This window comes from Martinezella sp. CNPSo 3957 (assembly GCF_057784395.1).
On record NZ_JBXSOU010000022.1, the window covers coordinates 53018 to 76901 of the forward strand.

22 protein-coding genes are annotated in these 23884 nt (G+C 57.1%); 14 read left to right on the plus strand and 8 right to left on the minus strand.

The window, feature by feature from the left end:
• Nucleotides 1-2: 2 nt before the first annotated feature.
• On the minus strand, nucleotides 3-1610 hold the full coding sequence (locus tag AC13QE_RS30320; RefSeq protein ID WP_488486536.1) for a carboxyl transferase domain-containing protein: 1608 nt from the start codon (nucleotides 1608-1610) through the stop codon (nucleotides 3-5).
• Between the two features lie 406 nt (nucleotides 1611-2016).
• Here AC13QE_RS30320 and AC13QE_RS30325 point away from each other — a divergent pair, with 406 nt between their 5' ends.
• Nucleotides 2017-2613: a TetR/AcrR family transcriptional regulator gene (locus AC13QE_RS30325; protein WP_488486537.1), complete on the plus strand. Its 597-nt coding sequence runs from the start codon at nucleotides 2017-2019 to the stop codon at nucleotides 2611-2613.
• 65 nt (nucleotides 2614-2678) lie between these two features.
• Here AC13QE_RS30325 and AC13QE_RS30330 read toward each other — a convergent pair whose 3' ends face one another.
• The 6 genes from AC13QE_RS30330 to bioB all read right to left on the minus strand — a co-directional run bounded on the left by AC13QE_RS30330 (nucleotide 2679) and on the right by bioB (nucleotide 8425).
• The gene (locus AC13QE_RS30330) at nucleotides 2679-3338 is read right to left on the minus strand and encodes a carbonic anhydrase (RefSeq protein ID WP_488486538.1); all 660 of its coding nucleotides are present in this window, start codon (nucleotides 3336-3338) and stop codon (nucleotides 2679-2681) included.
• An 84-nt stretch (nucleotides 3339-3422) separates the two neighbouring features.
• On the minus strand, nucleotides 3423-4412 hold the full coding sequence (locus AC13QE_RS30335; RefSeq protein WP_488486539.1) for a beta-ketoacyl-ACP synthase III: 990 nt from the start codon (nucleotides 4410-4412) through the stop codon (nucleotides 3423-3425).
• Nucleotides 4409-5677: an adenosylmethionine--8-amino-7-oxononanoate transaminase gene (locus AC13QE_RS30340; RefSeq protein ID WP_488486540.1), complete on the minus strand. Its 1269-nt coding sequence runs from the start codon at nucleotides 5675-5677 to the stop codon at nucleotides 4409-4411. The genes AC13QE_RS30335 and AC13QE_RS30340 overlap by 4 nt, the downstream gene beginning before the upstream one ends.
• Complete coding sequence (gene bioD / locus AC13QE_RS30345; protein WP_488486541.1) at nucleotides 5674-6312, minus strand: dethiobiotin synthase; 639 nt, start codon at nucleotides 6310-6312, stop codon at nucleotides 5674-5676. Before bioD ends, AC13QE_RS30340 begins: the two co-directional genes overlap by 4 nt.
• Complete coding sequence (locus AC13QE_RS30350) at nucleotides 6309-7454, minus strand: 8-amino-7-oxononanoate synthase (RefSeq protein WP_488486542.1); 1146 nt, start codon at nucleotides 7452-7454, stop codon at nucleotides 6309-6311. Before AC13QE_RS30350 ends, bioD begins: the two co-directional genes overlap by 4 nt.
• Nucleotides 7451-8425, minus strand: a complete 975-nt coding sequence (bioB, locus tag AC13QE_RS30355) for a biotin synthase BioB (RefSeq protein WP_488486558.1) — start codon at nucleotides 8423-8425, stop codon at nucleotides 7451-7453. The genes AC13QE_RS30350 and bioB overlap by 4 nt, the downstream gene beginning before the upstream one ends.
• A 1185-nt stretch (nucleotides 8426-9610) precedes the next feature.
• Here bioB and AC13QE_RS30360 point away from each other — a divergent pair.
• Nucleotides 9611-10600, plus strand: a complete 990-nt coding sequence (locus tag AC13QE_RS30360) for a LacI family DNA-binding transcriptional regulator (protein ID WP_488486543.1) — start codon at nucleotides 9611-9613, stop codon at nucleotides 10598-10600.
• 15 nt (nucleotides 10601-10615) lie between these two features.
• On the opposite strand, the gene AC13QE_RS30365 is transcribed toward AC13QE_RS30360, so the two are convergent.
• Nucleotides 10616-11638 (minus strand): LacI family DNA-binding transcriptional regulator, encoded by a 1023-nt coding sequence (locus tag AC13QE_RS30365; protein ID WP_488486544.1) that lies wholly within the window; start codon nucleotides 11636-11638, stop codon nucleotides 10616-10618.
• 468 nt (nucleotides 11639-12106) lie between these two features.
• On the opposite strand from AC13QE_RS30365, the gene AC13QE_RS30370 reads away from it, so the two are divergent.
• From AC13QE_RS30370 to AC13QE_RS30425, 12 genes are all read left to right on the plus strand, one after another.
• On the plus strand, nucleotides 12107-13198 hold the full coding sequence (locus AC13QE_RS30370) for a fatty acid desaturase family protein (protein ID WP_488486545.1): 1092 nt from the start codon (nucleotides 12107-12109) through the stop codon (nucleotides 13196-13198).
• Nucleotides 13199-13207: 9 nt separating this feature from the next.
• Nucleotides 13208-14029: a 3-methyl-2-oxobutanoate hydroxymethyltransferase gene (locus tag AC13QE_RS30375; RefSeq protein ID WP_488486546.1), complete on the plus strand. Its 822-nt coding sequence runs from the start codon at nucleotides 13208-13210 to the stop codon at nucleotides 14027-14029.
• A gap of 10 nt (nucleotides 14030-14039) precedes the next feature.
• The gene (locus AC13QE_RS30380) at nucleotides 14040-14354 is read left to right on the plus strand and encodes a MocE family 2Fe-2S type ferredoxin (protein WP_488486547.1); all 315 of its coding nucleotides are present in this window, start codon (nucleotides 14040-14042) and stop codon (nucleotides 14352-14354) included.
• A gap of 38 nt (nucleotides 14355-14392) precedes the next feature.
• The gene (locus tag AC13QE_RS30385) at nucleotides 14393-15610 is read left to right on the plus strand and encodes an NAD(P)/FAD-dependent oxidoreductase (protein ID WP_488486548.1); all 1218 of its coding nucleotides are present in this window, start codon (nucleotides 14393-14395) and stop codon (nucleotides 15608-15610) included.
• A 24-nt stretch (nucleotides 15611-15634) separates the two neighbouring features.
• Nucleotides 15635-16558 carry a bifunctional methylenetetrahydrofolate dehydrogenase/methenyltetrahydrofolate cyclohydrolase FolD gene (folD, locus tag AC13QE_RS30390; RefSeq protein ID WP_488486549.1) on the plus strand — a complete coding sequence of 308 codons (924 nt, stop codon included), beginning with the start codon at nucleotides 15635-15637 and terminating at the stop codon, nucleotides 16556-16558.
• Between the two features lie 68 nt (nucleotides 16559-16626).
• Complete coding sequence (gene purU / locus AC13QE_RS30395; RefSeq protein WP_488486550.1) at nucleotides 16627-17511, plus strand: formyltetrahydrofolate deformylase; 885 nt, start codon at nucleotides 16627-16629, stop codon at nucleotides 17509-17511.
• Between the two features lie 398 nt (nucleotides 17512-17909).
• Nucleotides 17910-18668, plus strand: coding sequence for an SDR family NAD(P)-dependent oxidoreductase (locus AC13QE_RS30400; protein ID WP_488486551.1), 759 nt, complete (start codon nucleotides 17910-17912; stop codon nucleotides 18666-18668).
• A 255-nt stretch (nucleotides 18669-18923) separates the two neighbouring features.
• The gene (locus tag AC13QE_RS30405; protein ID WP_488486552.1) at nucleotides 18924-19853 is read left to right on the plus strand and encodes a sugar ABC transporter substrate-binding protein; all 930 of its coding nucleotides are present in this window, start codon (nucleotides 18924-18926) and stop codon (nucleotides 19851-19853) included.
• A 72-nt stretch (nucleotides 19854-19925) separates the two neighbouring features.
• Nucleotides 19926-20891 carry an ABC transporter permease gene (locus AC13QE_RS30410; RefSeq protein ID WP_488486553.1) on the plus strand — a complete coding sequence of 322 codons (966 nt, stop codon included), beginning with the start codon at nucleotides 19926-19928 and terminating at the stop codon, nucleotides 20889-20891.
• Nucleotides 20892-20894: 3 nt separating this feature from the next.
• Nucleotides 20895-21680, plus strand: a complete 786-nt coding sequence (locus AC13QE_RS30415) for an ATP-binding cassette domain-containing protein (protein ID WP_488486554.1) — start codon at nucleotides 20895-20897, stop codon at nucleotides 21678-21680.
• A gap of 16 nt (nucleotides 21681-21696) precedes the next feature.
• Nucleotides 21697-22869, plus strand: coding sequence for an aldose 1-epimerase family protein (locus tag AC13QE_RS30420; RefSeq protein ID WP_488486559.1), 1173 nt, complete (start codon nucleotides 21697-21699; stop codon nucleotides 22867-22869).
• Nucleotides 22870-22933: 64 nt separating this feature from the next.
• Nucleotides 22934-23857, plus strand: coding sequence for a sugar kinase (locus AC13QE_RS30425; RefSeq protein WP_488486555.1), 924 nt, complete (start codon nucleotides 22934-22936; stop codon nucleotides 23855-23857).
• Nucleotides 23858-23884 lie beyond the last annotated feature (27 nt).

The following is a 23884-nucleotide window of genomic DNA, read 5'->3' on the forward strand; positions in this document are numbered from 1 at the left end:
GGCTACATCCTGAACACGCCGAACGTCGTCGGCTCTACGGGGGCGTTCGTGCCTGCGGCGAGCGCTAAGCCCAGCACGCGACGGGTATCGGCCGGATCGATGACTCCATCGTCCCAGACTCTTGCTGTCGCGTAATAGGGGTGCCCCTGCGTCTCGTATTGCTCGCGGATCGGTGCTTTGAACGCTTCTTCGTCTTCGGCGCTCCAACTACCCCCTTTCGCCTCGATGGCTTCGCGACGCAGCAGCGACAAAACGGTTGCGGCCTGCTCACCGCCCATCACAGAGATTCGGGCATTGGGCCACATCCACAGGAACCGCGGCGAATAGGCCCGGCCGCACATGCCGTAATTCCCGGCGCCGTAGCTGCCACCGATCACAACGGTGTATTTCGGCACGTTGGTCGTCGCGACAGCCGTGACGAGCTTGGCGCCGTCCTTGGCAATGCCTGCCGCCTCGTATTTGCGGCCAACCATGAATCCGGTGATGTTCTGCAGGAACAGCAGGGGGATATTGCGCTGACTGCAAAGTTGGATGAAATGCGCCCCCTTCTGCGCGCTCTCGCCGAACAGAATTCCGTTGTTGGCCACGATCCCGATCGGATGGCCCCAGATGTGCGCGACGCCGCAAACAAGCGTCTGCCCATACAACTCCTTGAATTCGTCAAACTCGGATCCGTCGACTATCCTCGCGATGATCTCGCGGACATCGAAGGGCTTGCGTGCATCCGCCGGCACGATCCCGTACAGATCACTTGCCGGGTACAAAGGTTCGCGCGGTGCGATGACACCTCGCGTGTGACGGCTCGGCGGATTGCTCTCCGCGACAATCCGCCGTGCAATGCCGATCGCATGTGAATCGCTGCTTGCGTAGTAGTCGGTGACGCCGGATTGCCGGCTGTGGACCTCAGCGCCACCGAGGTCCTCAGCGCTGACGACTTCGCCGGTTGCAGCCTTTACCAAGGGGGGGCCGCCCAAAAAGATCGTGCCTTGGTTCTTTACGATGATGCTTTGATCGGACATTGCCGGGACATAAGCACCGCCCGCCGTACAGGACCCCATGACAATTGCGATCTGCGGGATACCAGCTGCGGACATCCGGGCCTGATTGTAGAAAATGCGGCCGAAATTGCGCTCGTCGGGAAAGATCTCGTCCTGTTGCGGAAGGAACGCTCCACCGGAGTCGACCATGTAGATGCACGGAAGATTGTTCTGCAGAGCGACATCCTGGGCCCTCAGATGCTTCTTTACAGTGATCGGATAATAGGTGCCGCCCTTGATTGTTGCGTCGTTGGCGACGATCACGCATTCGCGACCGCTAACGCGGCCTATCCCCGTAATGATGCTGGCCGACAAAACGTCTTTGCTATACATGTCGTGTGCCGCCAGCGGAGACAACTCAAGAAACGGAGTGCCGGGATCAATAAGTAGATCCACACGGTCGCGGGGCAATAGTTTCCCGCGTGCGACGTGACGCGCCCTGGATTCCGGATTTCCGCTTTCTGCGACGATCAGAAACTTTTCGCGAAGGTCGCGCACTGACGCGTCCATCGCCTGTCGGTTTCCCTCGAAGTCAGGCGACCGCGTATCCACGGAACTTTTGAATATAGGCATCGAGCCTCCACTTGCTTTGGTTCGAGCGACAAACGGGCGCAGAACTATCTTGAGCCTTAATCAAACGGCTGACCGTTTCTTTAAACGCATATACGGCTTGAATGGTAGATTCAAGAGGTCGCAGATATGAATCCAGATCTTGTGTTTGGTACGTATGCCGCTCCAAGGGCCGAAACACGCTTGTGGTCGAGCGTTCGCCGCCAAGAGGCGTTCCTCTTCGAACCAAACTGCCTCTCGGGAGAATTGCTGGATCTATGGGACCGCTTATGATACCTGCGTCAGCGAAGGTCGATTTTCGCTGATATTCCAGCAACATAATAAAACGGCTGACCGTTTTATTATGTTGCTGGAACCTATTGGTTGCGATAGTGAAGAGGTTCGTCAGCAAACAGAATGAGAATTTCAAATGGCACGGACAGTCGGCTCAGATGGATCAAAGACCGAGGAAGCCATTCGATCTGCCGCGGTCGATCTTATCGCAGCCCACGGGTTTCAGGCCGTGACGTTAAGAGAGTTGGCGCGAACTGTTGGCATTCAGGCGGGATCACTCTACCGCTACTATCCCAGCAAAAGTGATCTTCTTCTTACAATAATGGTCAGTCATATGGAGGATGTGTTGACCACTTGGCGGTCCGAGCGCCCGTCGAATGGCGATCCAATTGCCAGACTGAATGCCTTTATCACCTTTCACGTACAGTACCATGCTCGTAGGCAAAAAGAGGTCTTCATCGGGAACATGGAGTTCCGAAGCCTGCTGCCAGAGCATCAGAGGACCGTGGCGCACTTGCGAAGCGAGTATGAATCCGAGCTAACGGCCATACTACAAGATGGTGTGATGGAAGGCATGCTGAACACACCAGACATCAAAGTTACAACCTTTGCAATTCTGGCAATGTTGACGGGATTGACGGCATGGTACCGGGAAGGTGGCCGCTTATCGAAGGACGAACTCGTGGAGTGCTACAAGCACTTGATTTGCCGAGGAGTTGTAACGCCTCAATGAGAATGCATTCGTGGCACTCTGGCGCTTGGAGGGCTATGTCAAAGGCCACGATCGGATTTGCACATTCACGTTCCGCGAACGGCTGGCCTCTCGACTCGGATGTGGGAGACCGGATCGGAAGTACCGCTAATCGAACAAGCCAGATCCGAAAGAAGCCCGTCCTTTAAACCATACACCCAACCATGTATTTCCACTCGCTTTCCCGCCCGCCAAGCAGACTGGAGCGTTGGCGTGCGTGCGAGCCGCCGCACCTGCGACCTGATCGACGCTTCGCAAAGGCGATCCAGATCCTCATCGCTCCAGGTCGAGCATTCTCGGCATTCGAAAGCCTGATCGGCTACATCCCGGATCGGTTGCAGCCAATGCTCGATCAGACCTAACCGGTCGCCGTTGACAGCGGCACGAACACCTCCACAGCCATAATGGCCGCACACAATGATGTGGTTCACCTCGAGCTGGTGCACAGCGTATTCCACTACTGACAGCATATTAAGGTCGGTGGGATGAATGAGGTTTGCGACGTTGCGGTGGACAAATACTTCGCCTGGCTCCAGACCGGAAATGACATTGGCCGGCACCCTACTGTCGGAACAGCCAATCCAAAGATACTCTGGTTGCTGCAAGTTCGACAGCCGTTCAAAATAGTCAGCACGGTCCGCTTTCCGCTCCGCAGACCACCGCTTGTTGTTAGCGAGGAGATCATTAATCAATTTGTGGCTCCGCATTACTGGTTGATATACGATGGACTTCGTCGGCGTTGACCAGTCCCGGTTACGACGGCATACGTCTAAGCACTTGGTTCGAACTCCCTATATGCCGAGGAGGACAGCCCCGCCCATCAAGCCTGCTCCTGCTGCTGCAAGAAGCAGTTTCTCGCCCGCGGCGAGTGGCCTTTCGCGGTGGGTGACGGAAAGGGACAGTGCAATCGTCGCTGCCGACGAGTTTCCAAAATCCTGGATCGTCCTGACCGTCTTGCACTGATCGATGCCAAGATTTCCAGATACCGCATCGAATATCCGCGTGTTCGCCTGATGAGGCACGAAACGATCGACCGCCGATGCGCGCAGACCAGCTTCCTTCAGAACGCATTCGCCAGAGACCGACATCATCTCCACGGCGCGAGAGAACACTTCACGGCCGTCCCGCATCGTCATCAGAAAATCCTCGGACGCCATACCAGTCGCAAAAGGCTTGTTGCTCCCGCCTGCCGGGATCGTGATCAGGTCATAGCGACTGCCGTCGGCGGCGAGCTCCGCGGCAAGAACTCCCTTTTCGGCGTCGTCGCACGGAGTCATAACAGCCGCGCCAGCGGCATCGGCAAAGAGCACGGCGCTGGCCCGCTCGCCTGGATTAATCCGGCGGCTTAGGATGTTGGCGGCTACGACTAGGACCGGTTTTCCCTGAGCGCGGACGAACGCGTCGGCAAGCGTCAGCGCATAGAGGAAGCCGGAGCAAGCGCCGGCCAGATCGATCGCACCGCTGTTGGCGAGGCCTAGTCGATGAGCCAGCAAGGGCGCTGTCGGCGGCAGAAGGTGATCAGGCGTGGAGGTCGCGAGGAGGGTCAGCGCTATCTCATGTCCCGCGATACCCGAGTGCCGAAGCGCTGCGCCCCCAGCTTGCGCAGCCAGTTCGCTCAACGTGTCGGTCTCGTCCGCCCAATGGCGGGCGCGGATACCTGTCCGTTGTTCGATCCAGCCTGACTCCAGTCCCAGCCGCTTCTCGATCTCCGCGTTCAGGACTCGGCGGGCCGGCACCGCATGGCCGAGTCCCGCAAGCGACGACGCGCGGGCGCTGCTCATAGCTGCCCCTTGTCGAGCAGGTCAGCGGCTTCCGCGATGGCTTCGTAGGCATGGTCGAGGTCAGCTGGGGTGACGCAATATGGTGGCATCAGGTAGATGACGTTGCCCAGCGGTCGGAGCAGTAGATCTCGACTCCGGAAGAACGTCCGCAGTCGCGGTCCGACCTCAGAGAGGTACCCGCCCTTCGGAACGACGAGGTCGAGCGCGGTGATCGTCCCGGTTTGGCGGACGTTGGCAAACCGGCCGTCGCCAACGAACTGCGTCACCCCAGACCGTTGCAGTTCCGTGAGCGCTATGATGCGCTCGGCCACAGGTTCGCTCCGCCAAACTTCAAGATTGGCGACGGCAGCGGCGCAGGCGATCGGATTGGCGGTGTATGAACTGGAATGAAAGAAGGTCTTCCGCCTGTCGGTCGACAGGTGCGCGTTGTAGATCTCAGCAGTGGACAGCGTTGCCGCCAGCGGCAGTGCACCACCCGTCAAACCCTTCGATGTGCAGAGGATGTCCGGTGCGATACCGACCTGTTCACAGGCAAACAGGCTGCCGGTCCGGCCCCAGCCGGTCATCACCTCGTCGGCAATCACCAGGCAGCCGTGACGTTCTGCGACCTGTTTCAGTTCGGTCAGAAGCGAGGCCTTGTACATCCTCATGCCGCCAGCGCCCAGGACCAGTGGCTCGATGAGAAGCGCGGCCACCTGGCCGGAACGGCAAATCGCCTCGAAGGCGTCGATAGTGGCCTGTTCTTCACCGGCATAAGGGAACGGAAGCCGGTCGACGGCAAATAGCAGGGGTTCGTAGGCAGCGTTGAACACGCCGCGTTCACCTGCCGACATCGTCCCGATCGTATCGCCGTGATAACTGTGCTCCATCACCACGATACGGCTACGTGGTCTGTCTATATTGTGGAAGTAGCCAAGCGCCATTTTGATCGCCACCTCGACAGATGTGGAACCGCTGTCGGAATAGAAGACATGGGACAGCCCAGCCGGAGCGACATTGAGCAGACCCCTGGCCAGCACCTCTGCGGGCTCGTGCGAGTAGTCGGCAAAGATGATTTGGTCGTAGGCCAGAGACGCTTGTCGTATAGCTTCCATTATTGTCGAATGGCGATGACCGTGGGTGATGACCCACCATGAGGAAATCGCGTCAAGCACCGCATTACCGTCCTCATCATGAAGGTAGGCACCGTCTGTTCTCACGATCCTCTTCAGTTCCGGCTCCAGCGCATGCTGGGTGAAGGGATGCCACACGGGTGAGGGGGTCATGCCAGCTCCTTGTGGAAAACGTCGACGTCGAAATTGTTGGTGAAGGCAAGCTGCAAGGCGTCGGCAGTGAGAATTCCCAATGGTGGCAAACGCCCGAGTATGCGAACCCCGCCGAAATCAGCGATGGTCTCCTGAACCTCCTGCTGTCGTTCGCCGATGAAAGCGACGCCGAATATTGGCACTGATCGCGCACGCAGCGCCTCGATTGACAGGAGAGTATGATTGATCGTCCCGAGCGCGGTACGTGCACAAAGGATAACCGGGATCTGCCAGCAGGCGAAGACGTCTGCAAAGAGAGTTTGCCGCGTGAGCGGTACGAGTAGCCCGCCAGCGCCCTCGATAACGAGTGGCGCGTTCGTTACGGGTGGCACGAGTGTCTCTGGCTGGATCCGGACGCCATCGATTCTTGCCGCGATGTGAGGCGAAGCCGGCGTAGCGAGACGATAGGCTTCTGTCACGATGCGTCGGCTTGGAACTTGGCCGAGTTTCGAGATAGCCTCGCTGTCCGTCTCGTCTTCCAGCCCGGACTGCACCGGCTTCCAGTAAAAGGCGTCGAGCGCGTTCACCAGAGCGGCGGCAAACACAGTCTTGCCGATGCCGGTGTCGGTTCCAGTGACTACGAAACGGGGGGTCATGGTCTCATCTCCGACAGTACAGCCGCTAGACGCCCGAACATCTGTGAAATCGTCGGTTGGTCGACGTTGAGAGTGATCGCGATCCGCAACCGCGCCGTGCCTTCCGGAACGGTCGGCGGACGGACCGCGCGCACGTCATAGCCGGCGTCTCGCATTCTTGCTGCGATCCGCACCGCCAACCCATTGTCGCCGATGAGAACGGGGAGGATTTGGGAACCGCTCCCCTCGCGGCCGAGAACTGCGGCAAGTTCGGCATTGGCAAATGTCTGCAGTCGCTCCAGTTCGGTACGGCGCTCCGGTTCGTCTGAAAGTATTTTCAGCGACTCACGGACACCGGCGGCCATGAGCGGGGAGGGCGCCGTGGAATAGATAAAACTGCGTGCCCGGTTGACGAGGTAGTCGCAAAGCGTGGCGCTGCCACCGATCAGCGCGCCGGCGACACCCAGCGCTTTTCCACACGTGTGGACGACGACAACGTTCTCACGCCGTTCGAGCGTCGAGGCGAAACCGCGCCCACCTGCTCCAAAGACGCCGGTTGCATGTGCCTCGTCAATCACGAGGAAGCCATCATGGTCGTCGGCGAGGTGTGCAAGCTCGGTCAGCGGTGCTCGGTCGCCGTCCATGGAATAGAGGCTTTCTACCGTAATCCATGGATGACCGAGACCGCCTTCGGTGCGCCACTTTCTGATGGCGTCGGCGAAACCGTCGATATCGTTGTGCGCCACGCTAATCGACTTCGCCTTGCTGGCCGAAACACCTTCGCGGACACTCGCATGCACGAGTTCGTCATAAACGATAAGATCGTCACGCTGCGGCAATGTTGAAAACAATGCGGCGTTGGCGACAAAGCCGCTGCCGAGATACAGGCAGCGATCGGAGCCGAAATAGTAGGCGGCCTCGGCTTCAAGTGCCTCGTGCTCAGGATGATTGCCACGTAGCAGACGCGAGCCAGCTGCGCCGACCGGTACGCCCCGTTCGATCGCGGCCGCGACCGCGCCCTTCATGCGAGGCGCGTTTGCGAGCGCCAGATAATCGTTGGACGTGAAGTCTATGCCCATCGCGGGCAGAAGGGTCCTTAGCCGGCCTTTTCGCTCCAGCCCTGCCAATGTATGCCGGTAGCGATCAAGCCGCACGCGACTCACGTTCGTGGTTCCAGGTCCATCGGCTTGAGTCCAAGCCTGCGGAAAAGCCCGGCGTCATGATCCTCTCCGGGGTTGTCCGCAGTGAGCAACGTCTCGCCGACGAATATGGAGTTGGCACCGGCGAAGAAACAAAGCGCCTGCATTTCGTCGCTCATCTCCGTCCTGCCAGCCGAAAGGCGGACATGCGACTGCGGCATCAATATTCTCGCGATCGCGATCAGGCGCACAAACTCGATCGGATCGAGCGGCGGCGCGTCGGCCAGTCTCGAGCCGGCGATCGGAATGAGCATGTTGATCGGGACGCTCTCGGGAGGTGTCGGAAGATTGGCGAGGGTCACTAGCATCGAAATGCGGTCCTCGGCTGTCTCGCCCATGCCAAGAATTCCGCCAGAACAGACCTTGATCCCTGCGTCGCGGACATTTCCAAGTGTCTCCAGACGGTCGGCGAATGTACGGGTCGTGATGACCTCGCTGTAGAAACGTTCGGACGTGTCGATATTGTGATTGTAGTAGTCCAGACCTGCTTCGGCGAGCGCAGCACTCTGCTGTGGCGAAAGCATGCCGAGCGTCATGCAGGTCTCCATGCCAAGCGCCCTGACGCCACGCACCATGGCGACGATTGCCTCCATGTCACGCTCTTTTGGGCTGCGCCATGCCGCTCCCATACAGTAACGCGTCGCGCCAGCTTCTTTCGCCTTCGCCGCCTCAGAGATTACCCGCTCAACCTCCATTAGCTTCGACGGTTTCAGCCCGGTTAGGTAATGAGCTGATTGGCTGCAATAGCCGCAGTCTTCGGGACACCCCCCGGTTTTGATTGAAAGCAGCCGGCTCATTTGCACGGCGTTCGGATCGAACTTGTCCCGGTGGACGCTGTGAGCCCGGAACAGCAGATCGTTGAACGGAAGGTTGTAGATTTCGTCTGCGTCAACAACCTTCCACGGTTCCGACTGGTTCGTCGGGACCGTGCCGATTTCAGAAACTTCTGTGCAGTGTGACAAGTGCGTCTCCTTAATCCAATTACTGCCAGCGAACCCAGGATATGTTCGTGATCTGCGGATCCCGGCCTTGTCTCCTCAGAGGCGAGACCAGACGAACTCCCAACGTAAGGATCGACTACGATGAAGCCGTCTATCATTAATCAAACGGCTGACCGTTTCTTTCTATTGCGTATACCTGTTGGTTGGGATATTCAAGAGGCTTATCGAGAATCAAAAGATGAATGTGCAGATAGCCCGGGCAGTTGGCTCAAATGGTCAATCAAGATTGATGCGGCGCACCATGAAACATCGGACCAAATTGTCGTCGCTACAAATCCTCTATCTACGGTGGGCTTCCGCTGGAAAGAGCCCTTCGGAAATCGCAGCGATCGAAGGAAAGCGTCTCGCGGGAGTCCAGCTCGATCTCGATCGCGCAACGCAGACACGTCACGCTGCATCGACTACCAGTGCTATCGAAAAGGCGAAAACTCTTGATATCATCTGAGACGCGACACCGCGAATAGTCGTTGCATGACCGCCGGCGCGGCCGGCGTTTTGTGACTGCACCGGTCTGCTTCGTGACAACGCGAGAAGGCTAGAAAAAGTCGCGCGTTGTTGTGGAGGCACACAGCATGAACCCAATGCCCGCTCTCTTGTGATGGCTTCCTGGCGCAGTTCCGGATCCACTTCGATCAACCCATGAAGGGTCCGCTACGAGATACGGCCGCTGTGGCTTCGCCGCCGCGGTGATCGCGCCCATAGCCGCGCCTTTCAGGAGGCATCGAGCGGGAATTGTCCCGCTGGCGCCTCGCGAAAGGTCGCACGGTCTTTCTCTCGCCCAGTCCCACGCCTTCCAGCTTTCCCGCGACCTGATGGTTCCGCTCACCTAGACGATCAAGATTGGCGTTGTGGTCTTGTTCGTATTGCGATCGTCCAAGGCATGCTACGTACGCTCTGTGGCCGCGTTTCGTCCGAACCATTCTGATGGACACCAGCCCCCACTGCCTTGGCGTTCACGTTAGCGCTAACGCTTAATTATCTGGATGGCATGTGACTTCGAAGTTGCCTCTGGCTTTGGAATGGATACAACAATGGGAACACAGTAGGGAGATATCCTTGAGCGCAAATCCTCCGACGGCTCGAAGGTCACGTCGAAAGTCAAGCGCCTATGCGGCGACCATGGCCGATGTGGCGCAGCATGCCGGCGTTTCAGCGCAGACCGTGTCGCGGGCGTTGCGAAATCCCAAAGAGGTTTCAGAAGAGACTTATGCAAGGATCGAGGAGGCGATCAAAGCAACGAACTACGTCCAAAATCTTGCCGCCAGTCATCTTGCCTCGAACAAGAGCAAGACCGTTGCTGCAATCATTCCCCTGCTGTCGGCATCGATCTTTTCCGAGACCATCCAGGGGCTGAATGAGATACTGCTAGAAGAGGGCTATCAGCTCTTCATTGGCCACACCGACTATCGCCAGGACCGTGAAGAGGCCCTTGTTCGTACATTCAGCGCCCGTCGACCCGACGGTTTTTTTATTATCGGTACCCATCACAATAGATCGACGATGTCGCTCTTGAAAAAATCGGGCGTGCCGGTTGTGGAGAGTTGGGATTGGACCGAGCGCCCCATCGATATGCTGGTCGGGTTTTCGAACAGTGCAGCGATCGACTGCGTTGTCGATCATCTGGTTGGCAAGGGTTACCGGAACCTGGTCTTTTCGGGTGTCATAAAGCCTGGCGACTATCGCGCGAAGGAACGATTGGTCGGGTTCGAGCAGGCCGTAAACCGGCTGCTTCCAGACCAACCTAGACGAACGGTCATCATTTCAGACAAGCCGATTTCGATGGATACCGGCTCGGCGCTTCTGCGAACAGTGCGCGAACGGTATCCGGAGGCGGACGCGATCGTTTTCTCTAGCGACCTATTTGCTTCGGGCGCTTTGCTGGAATGTCAAAAAATCGGGATCTCTGTCCCGGGCGAGTTGGCAATTACCGGATTCGGCGATTATGAAATCGCTCGTCAACTTAATCCAGGCCTAACGACAATCTCGGTGCCGACATATCAGATCGGCGAGTCGGCAGCCGATTTGCTGCTTGCGGCGATGAACAGCAGGCGGATTCCGAAAAGGAGCCTTGACGTTGGGTTCAAGCTCATCGTCCGAGGCAGCACCTGACGACTGATCAACTCCCTAAATAACCGGTATGTTTTCGCGAAGAATAATGCGCGGTTCAATAAACTTTCGCGTCAAGTAGGGTGCAGCGGATGCGAGCGTCCCAAGCATACCAATGACTGATTGTTCGGCCATAAGTCGGGCATTTTGATCGATGACCGCATCGACATTCTCGTCGAGAAGATAGCGGCGCGTCTCTTCCGTCAGGTCGTGGCAGATGAAAACGGGCTTGGTGTCGAGCTTTGTTGATTTCAGGGCACGCACGATGCCGCTTCTGCCGGCGCCGACGCAGTAGATCCCAACCAGATCGACGGGATCTGCCAGCAAGGATGAAGCGGCACTATAGCTTGCTTCAGGCTCTTCGTTAATTTCGATTTGATGACCAACGGACAGATGCGGGAATTCCTCGGCAATAACCGACCGGAAGCCCATTTCTCGCTCTTCATGCCCTCGGTAGGAACGCGAGCCGATGAAAAGTGCAACCTTGCCCTTGCGCCCTGCCGAAAGCCGCCCAAGCAAGAGAGCAGCTGTTCTGCCCGCAACGCGATTGTCAATACCGATATAAGATGCCCTTGGAACTGAGGGGATGTCTGATGCGATTGTGACGAGGCGAACGCCGGCTTCGCTCAGCTCTCTCATTGCATTTCTGGTCTTGGGATGGTCTGGCGCAATGACGCCCACCGCGCTGGTTCGAAGGGATATTTTCTCGATCGCGGCCAGCATTTCGTCTGGCGAAATGTCCTGAAGCCTGTGGATCCTGCAGGAAGCAACCAGCGGAAGCCGCGATGAAAAGTCTTCAATATTGCTGACGAGATTATCCATAAAGGCGTTGCTGCCTCCCGGAATGAGAAATTCAAGGTGAGCGGGCTTGCTAGGCAACGCGACCGCATCGGTCACAGCGAGATAGCCCAGCTGTCGGGCGGCGTCGAGAACCCTCTGCCGGTTCGTCGCACTCACCCCCGCTCTGTTGTTCAAGACGCGATCGACCGTGGCGGTCGATAGCCCTGAGGCGCTTGCGATGTCCAGAATTGTTGCTTTCATAAGAATCCTCCAGCAGGCACAACTTAGACTACTTTTATGTTAGTTGTCGATGAGTTCACCTGATGTGATCTGATGGATTGTTCGATTGAAACAGATCGAAGGAAAGCTAGTCTCGCCGTCACCAGCAGGGCAGCTATCAAGTTCGCGGCGAGAGCTCCTGTCTCAACGACGCGAAGGACATCCCCGCATCGGGCTGATTGGTCAGTTTGAATATGAATGCAGAATGGTTTGACGGCCCTTCAAGCAGGATCTTGGATCGGCGCACGCTACGGCGGTCGGACCATCTAAGGGTCGACATGCTTTGGCGCGTAAAGGAAGTGCCTCTCGATGGTGAGCAGGTACTTCGGTCCACCCGCCATCCTCCCTGGCGGGTGGACCGCCGCGTTTCAAGTCAAAACTGCATGGCGGCCGTGGTCGCGTTCCAAGCCCCTCAGTCCGAGGAAGTTGTGCCGACAAGGAGATTAGAGAGTGACGAGCCACGTTCCCCCGCCGCAGCTGCGCGACTACAGTCTTACGGGGCCTTCTTCGAAGCGAGCGCTCGATATCGGACTAGCTTCGGCTGAGTGGTATCACACCGAGATTTCGCGCAAGGTGATGAAGGAGCTGATGAGCAGACGGGATGGTCCAGCGATCCGCGACACGATCGTCTGGGTTCTTGGCCATATTCTCTTTGCCGCGGGCGGGATTTATTTCTGGGGTACCTGGTGGAGCGTTCCCTTCTGGGCCGCCTATGGTGTTCTCTACGGCTCGGCATGCGACAGTCGCTGGCATGAATGTGGCCATGGGACGGCATTCAAAACTCGCTGGATGAATGATGCGGTGTATCAGATCGCCTCGTTTCAGGTCATGCGCAACCCGGTGGCGTGGCGGTGGAGCCACGCCCGCCACCATACAGACACTTACATCGTAGGGCGCGATCCGGAAATTTCCTTCATGCGGCCGCCGGCGGTTGTCAGGCTGATGCTGGAATTTATCGGCATTCAATCGGCCTGGACTTCCATCGGCATTCTCCTGCGACAGGCGGCAGGCTCCCTCAGCGCTGACGAGAAAGACTACATTCCCGAAAGCGAGCGCTGGAAGGCAATCCTTATTGCGCGGCTTCATATCGCCATCTATCTCGCAACAATCGCCGCGGCAGTTCTCCTGCGGTCCTGGATACCGCTGATGCTCATCGGCCTGCCGCGTATCTATGGCTGCTGGCACATGGTCATGACCGGACTTCTCCAGCATGGCGGCCTCGCCGACAACGTCATCGACCATCGGCTGAACAGCCGCACCGTCTATATGAATCCGATCAGCCGGTTCATCTACTGGAACATGAACTATCACATCGAACATCACATGTTCCCGATGGTGCCATATCACGCGCTATCCCGGCTTCACTCATTAGTCAAAGATGACTATCCGCCGCCAAATACATCGATCCTGAACGCCTATATTGAAATGTATGGCGCAGTGAAAAAGCAGCTCAAGGATCCTGAATACTATCTGCGTCGCGAGCTTCCGTCCTCGGCAAAGCCATATCGCGACGAGTTTCACAATCTGTTCGTCACACGCTGAGGAAACCCAATGAGAAGAAAGCCGACTGTCTCGGATCTGCGCGCCCTCAAGGGAAAAGGCCAGCGCACCATGCTCCGGATAACCACGCTGGAGGAAGCTGCCGCTGCCGAAGAGGCCGGCATTGATATCGTTTCCGTGACGCCCGAGCTGGTCACCCATCGCGATTACCGAACTGTTGCGCCAACACTATTCTCCATGACTGGCTTGACGCATCTGGAGGCTGGAACACGTGAAGACTATCTGCGGTGGGCAGGCAATGCGATCAACGCTGGGGCTGATGCAATCTACTGTTCGGGAAGTCTGGCGACCGTCGAATATATCGCACGTGAGCATATACCGGTCGTCGGCCACGTTGGTCTTGTGCCGAGCAGGGCTACATGGACGGGCGGATTCCGCGCGGTGGGCAAGACCAGCGGTCAAGCCCTGGCAATGTTGAAGGACTGTCAGGCCTACCAGGATGCTGGTGCCTTCGCAGTGGAGATCGAGGTCGTTCCAGTCGAGGTAGCCAGTGCCATCAGCGCTCGGGTAGACCTTCTTCTCTGGTCTATGGGCGCAGGTGCCGGATGTGACGCACAATACCTGTTCGCCTGCGACATTCTGGGAACGAACCAGGATCACATGCCCCGTCACTCGAAGGTCTACCGCAACTTCGCAGCCGAGTTCGCTCGGCTACAATCAGAGCGTATTGCTGCCTTTCGTGAGTTCAAGGCCGACGTAGAAACAGGTCAATATCCCGAGGAGCGGCATCTGGTTCGCATGCAGGAAGATGAACTGCGGGCCTTTGAATCAGAGCTGGCCGCGCTCGGCGCTCTCTCAACTTCCATAGCATGAAAGACAAAAAATGACGAATTGGATCCGCGCCTGTGCAACGGATGATATCGATGAGGAAGATGTAATTCGCTTCGATCACGACGGTAAGAGTTACGCCATCTATCATGCGCCCAATGGATCGTTTTACGCCACTGCCGGCTATTGCACGCATGAAAACGTGCATCTCTCCGACGGTCTGGTCATGGGAAATCTGATCGAATGTCCCAAGCACAACGGACAGTTTGACTATCGTACCGGCGACGCTATGCGTGCGCCCGTCTGCGTCAACCTGGCGACCTATCAAACGCGGGTGGTCGCCGGCCAGATAGAGATCCTTATCGGCTAGGGAGCCCGGCAAGCGACCGCATTCCAGGAAGATACGTCATGGATATCGCAGACACGGACCATCGGTTGACACATCGACATGTCATTATCGGCGCCGGCGAAGCAGGAACACGTGCGGCCCTAGCTTTGCGAGATGCCGGCGCGCTCAACGTGACGCTTATCGATGCCGAGGGATGCTTGCCATACGAGCGACCGCCTCTTTCAAAACCCGACGGGGATGAAGTCACGATACGTAACATTGCGGCGGACTTTGTCGGAATTGATACACGGTTTGGAAGGCGGGTCGCCGCTGTCGACAGGAATTCTCGGCAAGTGCGTTTCGACGATGGCGAAGAGCTTTCCTACGACTCGCTACTGCTTGCGACCGGCGCGCGGGCCAGATCCCTTCCGGGAATTGACAACTCCCATCTGCTTACACTGCGCACACGTGATGATGCCGCGATCATCTACGCGCGGGCAAAGGCCGGTCGGCGCGTGGTCATTATCGGGGCGGGATTGATTGGTCTTGAGCTCGCAGCGGTTTTGCGCAGCCGCGGCGTGCTAGTCACAGTCCTGGAGGTGGGTACACGCGCAATGTCTCGCGTCCTCCCGCAGGATCTTTCCGAGGAAATCGTCGCACGTCACCGCTTGGAAGGCGTAAGGATTATCTTCGAAGCCAACATTACTGCGGTCACCCATCAAGCTGTCACAATCGACCATAGCGAGGCAATTGACGCTGACCTAGTCATAGCCGCGATTGGCGCCATCCCCAACACCGGCCTTGCGGAAGCAATCGGTCTGCGATGTGGGAACGGTATCCATGTGGATGAAAGCCTGCGGACTTCCGATCCGAGGATATTTTCCGCTGGCGACTGTGCGGCTGTCGAGCATCCGGTTCTGGGTCGCATCCGATTTGAATCATGGCGCAATGCCTGTGACCAGGGTGCGGCGGCGGCGGCGGCGATGTTGGGAGGCAAGGTGACTTTCGCGATCCATCCCTGGTTCTGGTCCGATCACTACGATCTCGGTGTCCAGATGGTGGGATTGCATGATCCGCAACGGGAAACGATACGCCGACAACTTTCAGGCAGCGGATGGGTGTCGTTCGAAATCGATTCCGGTGGCGTTCTTTGCGCTGCGAGCGGTCTTGCGCCCGGGCGAGGGGTCGCAAAAGACATCAGGCTGTCCGAGATGCTTATCGAAAAACGCATTGTACCGTCCCGGGAGGCGCTTGCCGATCCTTCCGTAAACCTGAAATCGCTGCTGCCACGCAGCTGATTTGAAACTCGAGGTAGCTTCGCCGTGACAGAAAGCTTTATTAAAGCCGCCCCCGCAGGAACCGCGCGCATCATCGATGGTCGGGCGTTTGCAGGCCGAATGGTAGACGAAATTACAGTCCAAGTTTCAGACCTTACGCAGCTCCACGGCATCAAACCGGGACTTGCTGTCGTCTTGGTAGGCGAAGATCCGGCGTCTGAAGTTTATGTCCGCAACAAGGGGATAAAGTGCCGGGCAGCGGGAATGAGCAGCTTCGAGCACAAGCTTCCAAAGGATTGCAGCCAAGGAGAACTGCTTACTCTGCTTGCGCAGTTGAATTCGGATCCGACGGTCCACGGCATCCTCGTCCAACTTCCCCTACCATCCCAATTGGACGCCGAAATCGTCATCAACAGCATCGACCCTGCAAAGGATGTCGATGGCTTCCACGCGATGAATGTTGGTCGACTTGCGACCGGGCAGGCGGCATTCGTGCCTTGCACCCCGTTCGGCTGTTTGATGTTATTGCGTGAACATCTGGGATCGCTCACCGGTCTGGATGCCGTGATTATCGGGCGGTCAAACATTGTCGGCAAGCCGATGGCACAGCTTTTGTTGCGCGAGAATTGCACCGTCACTATCGTGCATAGCCAAAGCAGGGATATCTCGTCCATCTGCAGGCGGGCGGATATCGTTGTCGCAGCAGTCGGCCGACCGGAGATGATAGCCGGTGATTGGATCAAGCCTGGAGCCGTCGTGATAGATGTCGGGATCAATCGACTAGAACGTGCAGGCGTAGCAAAGCTGGTCGGCGATGTGGCCTTCGAACAAGCCAAGGACATCGCCGGCGCAATAACGCCAGTGCCTGGTGGTGTTGGCCCCATGACGATTGCTTGTCTGCTCGCAAATACCCTTACAGCGTGCCGCAGGGCACATGGGTTGTCAGATCCGAGCTATCTTTCGGCCTAGTCCACCGGAAGCCACCAGCGTCGTTGCCAGCTATCGACGAATTTTTCTTTATCCATCTGGAGTTCACGATGTCGCGTTACATCCTGACAGTCACGTGCCCAAGTACCCGCGGAATTGTCGCGGCGATCGCAACCTTTCTCGCAAGTTCCGGCTGCAATATAACGGACTCGTCACAATTCGACGACGTCGACGGCGACCGCTTCTTCATGCGTGTCAGTTTTGTTTCCGAGGAAGGGCTGGGCGTCGACGAGCTACGAAAAACGTTCGCAGACGTTGCGACATTGTTTTCCATGGACTGGGCTATCAACCAAGAAGGACATCGGATGAAGACCATCATCATGGTCTCCCGATTTGGGCACTGTCTCAACGATCTCCTTTATCGTTCAAAAATAGGCGCTTTGCCGATCGAGATCGTCGCTGTGATCTCGAACCATATGGACTATCAGAAACTCGTTGTGAACCAGGATATTCCCTACTATTGCGTCAATGTCACAAAACAGAACAAGGCCCACGCCGAGGCCGAGCAGATGCGCATCGCCGACGAGAGCGGTGCAGAATTGATTGTTTTGGCGCGTTACATGCAGATCCTTTCGGATGAGATGTGCAGAAAGATGTCGGGCAGGATCATCAATATTCACCATTCATTCCTCCCGTCCTTCAAAGGTGCCAATCCATACAAGCAGGCATTTGAGCGCGGTGTGAAACTGATCGGCGCCACCTCGCACTATGTCACAGCGGACCTCGACGAAGGTCCGATCATCGAGCAGGACATCATTCGCGTGACACATGCGCAGTCGGCCGAAGACTACATCTCATTGGGTCGGGACGTGGAGAGCCAGGTACTGGCAAGGGCGGTGCATGCGCATGTCCATCGCCGTGTATTCCTCAACGGCAATAGCACAGTGGTCTTTCCCGCCTCCCCGGGGTCGTTTGCCTCCGAACGACTGGGGTAGTCTCCTTCGCGAAGCGTTTCGAGAAGCCGCAGGCCGCGGGAGCGGGTGATTTGTTGGCGGCGCGGCTTTCCCATATTCAGAAGTGTCGATCAGTAGAGGGTATCTGATCGTACCGGCGCCTCGATCCGGCAGGACTCCCTAAGAGGGAGCTCGTCACCCAAGAGTCCGACAGATTGGGCAAAACACCTCGCGGGTAAAACCCGTTCTAAACTCTTAAAAGCCCTCACTTTCTGATTGCTTTCTTCAATGCCCAATATTCTGCACGCGCGCCAGGGCAAAAGATGCGCGGAGATTGCAAGCGTCTTTTTCTGATGTAATCTGATGTTCTGTCCGATTGAAATAAATCACCATCTGAATAACTTTGCCTCAACAAGCAGCAAGCTTGCTTTGAGGCGGATATGTTTAACCTGAGTGGACGTTGTGTGCTGGTGACTGGTGCTGCTGGCGGCTTGGGATCGCAATTGGTGCGGTTTCTGCTCCAGGCGAAAGCGTCGGTTCTGGCAACAGACGTCGACGATCAGAGGGGTTACATGCTTCGGCGGGCCTTGGGAGAAGATGCGGGCGCAACCAGGTTGCGGTACATTGCCATTGACCAGGCTCGCCCCGATCTGATTGCTGCCCGACTGGCAGATCAGATCGATGCAAAAGAGGTCGTCGATACATTGATTAACAATGCGGCGATTTACCCCTCGGGACCAGCGGAAAACGTCGACCTTGGGGAATTTTCGCGGGTTCAAACGATCAATGTTGAGGCGGCCGTCGCGTTCATGAAGGCCTGTGTCCCGTCGATGCGGCAGGCCCAGTTTGGTCGGATCATCAACATCGCGAGTAACACGTTCGACCTTGGCTTTGCCGGCCTCTCCTCATATGTCGCCTCAAAGGGTGCGCTGATTGGCCTTGCGAAAACCTGGGCGCGCGAATTCGGCGAATTCGGCATCACCGTAAACTGCGTGTCCCCTGGAGCCTTTCCAACGGACGCGGAGAAGATCCATACCGACCCACAAAGTTACAGCCAGTTTGTTATCGATCAGCAAGCGATCAAACGCCGTGGTGAGCCTGCGGACTTTGCCTCGCTGGTGATGTTTCTGTCGAGCCGGCAGGCCGGCTTCATCACCGGACAAAACATTCGCGTCGATGGGGGGTGGGTAATGCCCTGATTCTCGCTGAGGCGATCAATCTTTGTTGTCCGCAGGGAGCGTTGAACGAAGACGGCATCAGCTGGAATCGCCCCGCTGTCGCTGAGAGCCTCGAGAGCGATCGGGAAAACTTAAATCGATCGCCGGCGATCCGCTCCTACGAGCGGGCCTTCGCGGATTACTCCGCCTTCGGGAGACGGCGGCAAACAGCTTCTAGATCAATCGATCAAGAAGAGGCCGAGGGGCCTTAGGATACAATTACAAGTGGAGGAGAGCATGAAAAAGATAGTTTCGGCAGCGCTGCTGGCGTTTGCCGCCCTGACAGCCCACAGCCAAGCTGCGGACGAAAAGCCGGTGTTTTACGTCATCTCGCACGGTGGCGAAACAGATCCGTTCTGGGTCGACTGGAACGCCGGGGCCCAGGAAGCCTGCCGCGAGCTCAACGTCACGTGCAACATCTCTTTCAGTGGCGGCGATTTCGCCGTCCAGAAGGAGGCCTTCAACGCTGCGCTGGCCTCGAAACCGGCCGGAATCGCGACAACTTCAGCTCAACCAGGTCTGTGGAAGGAAGAGGTCGTCAAGGCGAGGGACGAAAAGATTCCCCTCGTGTTCTTCAATTCTGATGACAAGGACCTCGGCCGTCTTGCATATGTCGGCGCCGATCTGCGCATGGCCGGCGAAACCTGGGCGCATTATCTTGTCGACAAGGGCCTCGTGAAGGCGGGAGCAAAGGTGTTCCTGCCGGTCGAAGTGCCAGGAGCAAGCTATCAACAGCTTGAAACTCAGGGAATCGCAAGCGTCTTCGATCCCTTGGGAATCAAATATGATGTCGTCGAGGCTGGAACAGATCCGGCAGGCGCGATCCAGAAGATGTCGGAATATCTCGTCGCGAACAAGGTCGACGCTGTGATCGCACTGGGCGATCTCGTCGCGTCCAGCGTCCAGCGTGTGTTTGACAATAATGGCATCGCACCGGGAAGTATCCCGGTGGTCGGCTGGGGCAATTCGAAGGAGACGGCTCAGGCGGTAAAAGCGGGCTACGTCAACGCGGCCCTCTGGCAGTATCCGTTCGACCAGGGCTTCATGCCGATCCTCCAGCTGAAGCTGGCGCATGACGGCCATGCCATTGGCTATGACATCTTCACGATGAAGCTCTACGACAAGGACACGGTCGAACCGATCCTTGAATCCTACGCCAAGAAGTAGCTGGCGATCGGGGGTGCCGATCGGCGCCCCCAAAACTTCTCCTATGTTGTCGTTTGGAAAGGCGGTGCGACGATGTCGTCGACCCTGTGGCGTAAGCCTGAATTCTCCTCATTCCTCATTTTATGCGTTGTGGTCGTCGTCTTCACACTGACCAATGACCGGTTCCTGTCCGCGCTCAACGTCTCCAACATCCTCGCATTCATGCCGGAGCTGGGCATCATTGCGCTTGGGATGACCTTGCTTCTAACGGCCGGCGAGTTCGATCTTTCCGTTGGCGCGGTCTTTGCGCTCTGCCCGGTCATGTCGCTGCTTCTGGTGCAGCATGCCGGAATTGATTTGCCGCTGGCACTCCTTCTCGGATTCGCGACTAGTGCGCTCGTAGGCGCCCTCAACGGCTTTTTCGTCACCAGGATCGGTATCTCGTCCTTCCTCGTAACGCTCTCAATGCTTCTTCTCGTGCGCGGCTCCACGCTTTTTGCAACGCAGGGCTTTCCATTGGCGAGCATGAGTGAGGACTCGATCCTGAGAACGGCACTGGCAGGCAGCTTCTACATCGGCGGCGTGCGGGTCTATGCATCGCTCTTGTGGTTCCTGGGACTGACGGCCGTAGCATTCTACGTGCTCAACTTCTCCAAGGTCGGAAACTGGATCTCCGCTATTGGCAGCAATCGCAGTGCGGCGATCGCTCGAGGGGTGCCCGCCGACGCCGTCAAGATCGGTCTGTTTGTCGCAACGTCACTTTTGGCCGCTCTCGCTGGCGTCATAAGTGCATTTCGAATCTCCTCTGCTTCACCGGTGGCCGGCGAACAATACGAACTCGAAGTGATTGCCATGGTCGTTGTCGGTGGTACCGCTCTGACCGGAGGCCGCGGGACCATCGTTGGCACTCTGATCGGTGTTCTTCTTCTTCGCATCATCCGCAACGGTATTGTGCTCGTCGGCGTACCGGGCCTGGCATTCAACATCTTTGTCGGCGGTATAATCCTGCTCATGCTGGTAGTGCACTCGGCAATCCATGGCCGCTATGCGAGGGGCTGATCAATGACAAACGAAGTTTTGAAGCTCGACAATATCACGAAAAATTTCGGCAGCGTGCAGGCATTGCGCGGCGTCAGTTTCTCGGTCAATGCCGGCGAGGTTGTTGCGCTGCTTGGTGACAATGGAGCGGGCAAATCCACGCTGATCAAGGCAATCTCCGGCGTGTATCCGGTCTCCGGGGGGCAAATCATCATCGGTGGTAAGCCGGTCAGCGTCCGCAAGCCACGAGACGCGATGGAGCTTGGCATCGAGACCATCCACCAGGACAGCTCGCTGGCATTGGATCTCAGCATCGCCCGCAACCTGTTTCTCGGGCGCGAACCAGTCACCGCAAAATGGATGGGTATTTTTGCGCCGCTTGATATGCGCGAGCTGCGAAAACAAGCGACAGACCTCCTACGGCGGGTCGGCATCTCAAAGAAGCTCAATGCTGATGCGACGATCAGCGCGCTTTCCGGCGGCGAGCGTCAATCGATATCGATCTCAAGAGCGATGCAGTTTTTCGCCAAGATCATCATTCTGGACGAGCCGACGAACAATCTCGGTGTCGAGGAGACGAACGGCGTTTTAAAGTTCATCAAGGAAGTGCGAGCTGCCGGGCACTCGCTGATCTACATAACCCATAACATTCATCATGTCTTTCAGGTCGCCGACAGGGCCGTGATTATGCGGCAGGGCAAGGTCGTCGCCGACATCAACATCACCGAAAGCGACATTCTTACCGTCGAAAGCATCATTACCGGTGCCGATTTGCATGAGCTGGCAGACCAATCCGGACCTGTCCACTAACGAGGGAGACGAGATCGTGGTCTATTTGTATGGTAAGGAACGATCGGCCCGAGACGCAGCTGCGCGTACCGGCGCCTTCTCCCAATTTGCCGGCGTGCGAATGATGACGCTAGCCGACGGCCTTGAACGCGATATCCGTATGCTGGAATTCAGGACCGGGACCGGTCTCAGATTTACCGTGCTCGTCGATCGCGCAATGGATATCGCCGACTGCGAGTTTCAGGGCAAGGCAATCGGATGGCATTCACCTTCAGGATTCCGTCATCCTGGCCTTCATGAGTACGAAGGCGAAGGAGGGCTCGGATGGCTTCGGTCTTTTTCGGGCCTCATGCTGACTTGCGGCCTCGACCATATTCTGTTCATGGACGAGGCACCCGCAGATCACTTCGTTTACGGGCCTCGCCAGATCGTCAAGAATTCAATCCATGGGCGCGTCAGCACAATTCCCGGCCGACTCGTCGGCTATGGTGAGGAATGGAACGGCGACCGATGCGTGCTTTGGTGCGAAGGCATCGTTTCGCAGGGCGCGGTCTTCGGCGAGAATCTGGAGCTTCGCCGCCGCATTGAGGTCGATGTAGGGTCGAACGAAATCGTGTTGAAGGATAGAGTCGTCAACAAGGGATTTTACCCGACGCCCCATATGTATTGCTACCATATCAACGTGGGATATCCGGTGCTTGATGAAGGCGCGCGCTACCTAGCGCCGATCGCTGAAACGGTCTGGGCAGCTCATGCGGGTGAAGACTACCGCAGGCAGGGTGTTGGGTACCGGACTATGCCTGAACCGCAGATCGGGTTTCACGAGCAAGTCTGGCAACACGAGGTTGTTGCCGATGCCAAAGGATGTGTGCCAGTGGCAATCGTCAACGATGCCCAGGATATCGGTTTCGCCGTCATAACGAACAAGTCTGAGTTTCCTTGCATGTTTGAATGGCAGAACCTTCAGGCGGGTCAGTATGCGATCGGAATTGAACCGTCGACCAATCACGTTCTTGGAGCGAAGTTTGCTCGTGACCGGAACGAGACAATAAAGCTAGATCACGGCGAGGCGCGAGAATACACGACCCGCTTCCAGATTCTGGATGGTAAGCAGGAGATCAGCCGCCTCGAAAAATGGATCGCGGGGATCCACACGCAACCTGATGAAGATTATCCCGAACCTACCGGAAATTACCGAAGAATTCGCTAGTTTCTCAGTGGCTTAGCTGACATAACAAGAAGGGGATTATCGGCTAGCTTTCGAGGATTGAATATTGGACTCTGAAGTGATTTCCGTCGCCACCATAGGCGAATGTATGCTTGAACTCTCCAGGCAGGACTCCGGCTGGAAGATGGGGCATGCGGGAGACACGCTCAATACTCTTTGGGTGGTGCGCGCGCTCCTTCCGCCGCAGTCGAAAACAGATTTTGTTTCCGCTTTCGGCAAAGATCCGTTTTCTGATCAACAGATCAACTTCTTACGGGAAAACGGGATCGGCATCGCATCTAGCCCGAGGCTGGAGGCTGTTCATCCCGGTCTCTACGCGATTACCCTTGAGGGAGCCGAAAGGTCCTTCACCTACTGGCGTAATCAGTCGGCCGCGCGCCAATTGGCGGGCGACCCGATGCTTCTCGCCAAAAGCCTCGACGGCCGGGACCTGTTGTATTTCTCGGGCATCACATTAGCGATCCTTTCTGAAGATGGGCGTGCGAGCCTGCTCTCTGAGCTCGCGCGTGCCCGTGCCACAGGTTCGATTATTGCATTCGACCCCAACTTTCGATCGAGACTGTGGGCAAGTCAGCACGAGGCCAGGGAGTCTATTGCGCTCGCGCTTGCGCATGTCGACATCGCTCTTCCCACCTTCTCCGATGAGCAAGAGCTCTACGGGGATCGCAATCCCGAGGAAACTTCTAATCGTTTGCGTGACGCCGGCGTGCTAGAAATTGTGGTCAAGAACGGCGGGGAAGCGGCACTCGTCCACGATAGCGGAGCGCGTTTCTGGGTTCCCGCATCGCGGGTCCAGCCGTTGGACACGACCGGGGCAGGGGATTCCTTCAATGGTGGCTACCTTGCTGCTCGCCTTTCCGGATATTCCTCGGTTGAAGCAGCGTCGCAGGCCCATAAGGCCGCGGCGATCACCGTGCAGGCCTTCGGGGCTCTCGCACCAATGGACACCCTGAAATCGGCACAGGAATGAAACGAGAAAGGCGCGGAAATAACCGCG

Excerpts from the sequence above, each read along its gene's own strand:
- AC13QE_RS30320 (WP_488486536.1), bottom strand. The coding sequence starts at position 1,610 with ATGCCTATATTCAAAAGTTCCGTGGATACGCGGTCGCCTGACTTCGAG.
- AC13QE_RS30325 (WP_488486537.1), top strand. The coding sequence starts at position 2,017 with ATGGCACGGACAGTCGGCTCAGATGGATCAAAGACCGAGGAAGCCATT.
- AC13QE_RS30330 (WP_488486538.1), bottom strand. The coding sequence starts at position 3,338 with ATGCGGAGCCACAAATTGATTAATGATCTCCTCGCTAACAACAAGCGG.
- AC13QE_RS30335 (WP_488486539.1), bottom strand. The coding sequence starts at position 4,412 with ATGAGCAGCGCCCGCGCGTCGTCGCTTGCGGGACTCGGCCATGCGGTG.
- AC13QE_RS30340 (WP_488486540.1), bottom strand. The coding sequence starts at position 5,677 with ATGACCCCCTCACCCGTGTGGCATCCCTTCACCCAGCATGCGCTGGAG.
- bioD (WP_488486541.1), bottom strand. The coding sequence starts at position 6,312 with ATGACCCCCCGTTTCGTAGTCACTGGAACCGACACCGGCATCGGCAAG.
- AC13QE_RS30360 (WP_488486543.1), top strand. The coding sequence starts at position 9,611 with ATGGCCGATGTGGCGCAGCATGCCGGCGTTTCAGCGCAGACCGTGTCG.
- AC13QE_RS30365 (WP_488486544.1), bottom strand. The coding sequence starts at position 11,638 with ATGAAAGCAACAATTCTGGACATCGCAAGCGCCTCAGGGCTATCGACC.
- AC13QE_RS30375 (WP_488486546.1), top strand. The coding sequence starts at position 13,208 with ATGAGAAGAAAGCCGACTGTCTCGGATCTGCGCGCCCTCAAGGGAAAA.
- AC13QE_RS30380 (WP_488486547.1), top strand. The coding sequence starts at position 14,040 with ATGACGAATTGGATCCGCGCCTGTGCAACGGATGATATCGATGAGGAA.
- AC13QE_RS30385 (WP_488486548.1), top strand. The coding sequence starts at position 14,393 with ATGGATATCGCAGACACGGACCATCGGTTGACACATCGACATGTCATT.
- purU (WP_488486550.1), top strand. The coding sequence starts at position 16,627 with ATGTCGCGTTACATCCTGACAGTCACGTGCCCAAGTACCCGCGGAATT.
- AC13QE_RS30400 (WP_488486551.1), top strand. The coding sequence starts at position 17,910 with ATGTTTAACCTGAGTGGACGTTGTGTGCTGGTGACTGGTGCTGCTGGC.
- AC13QE_RS30405 (WP_488486552.1), top strand. The coding sequence starts at position 18,924 with ATGAAAAAGATAGTTTCGGCAGCGCTGCTGGCGTTTGCCGCCCTGACA.
- AC13QE_RS30410 (WP_488486553.1), top strand. The coding sequence starts at position 19,926 with ATGTCGTCGACCCTGTGGCGTAAGCCTGAATTCTCCTCATTCCTCATT.
- AC13QE_RS30415 (WP_488486554.1), top strand. The coding sequence starts at position 20,895 with ATGACAAACGAAGTTTTGAAGCTCGACAATATCACGAAAAATTTCGGC.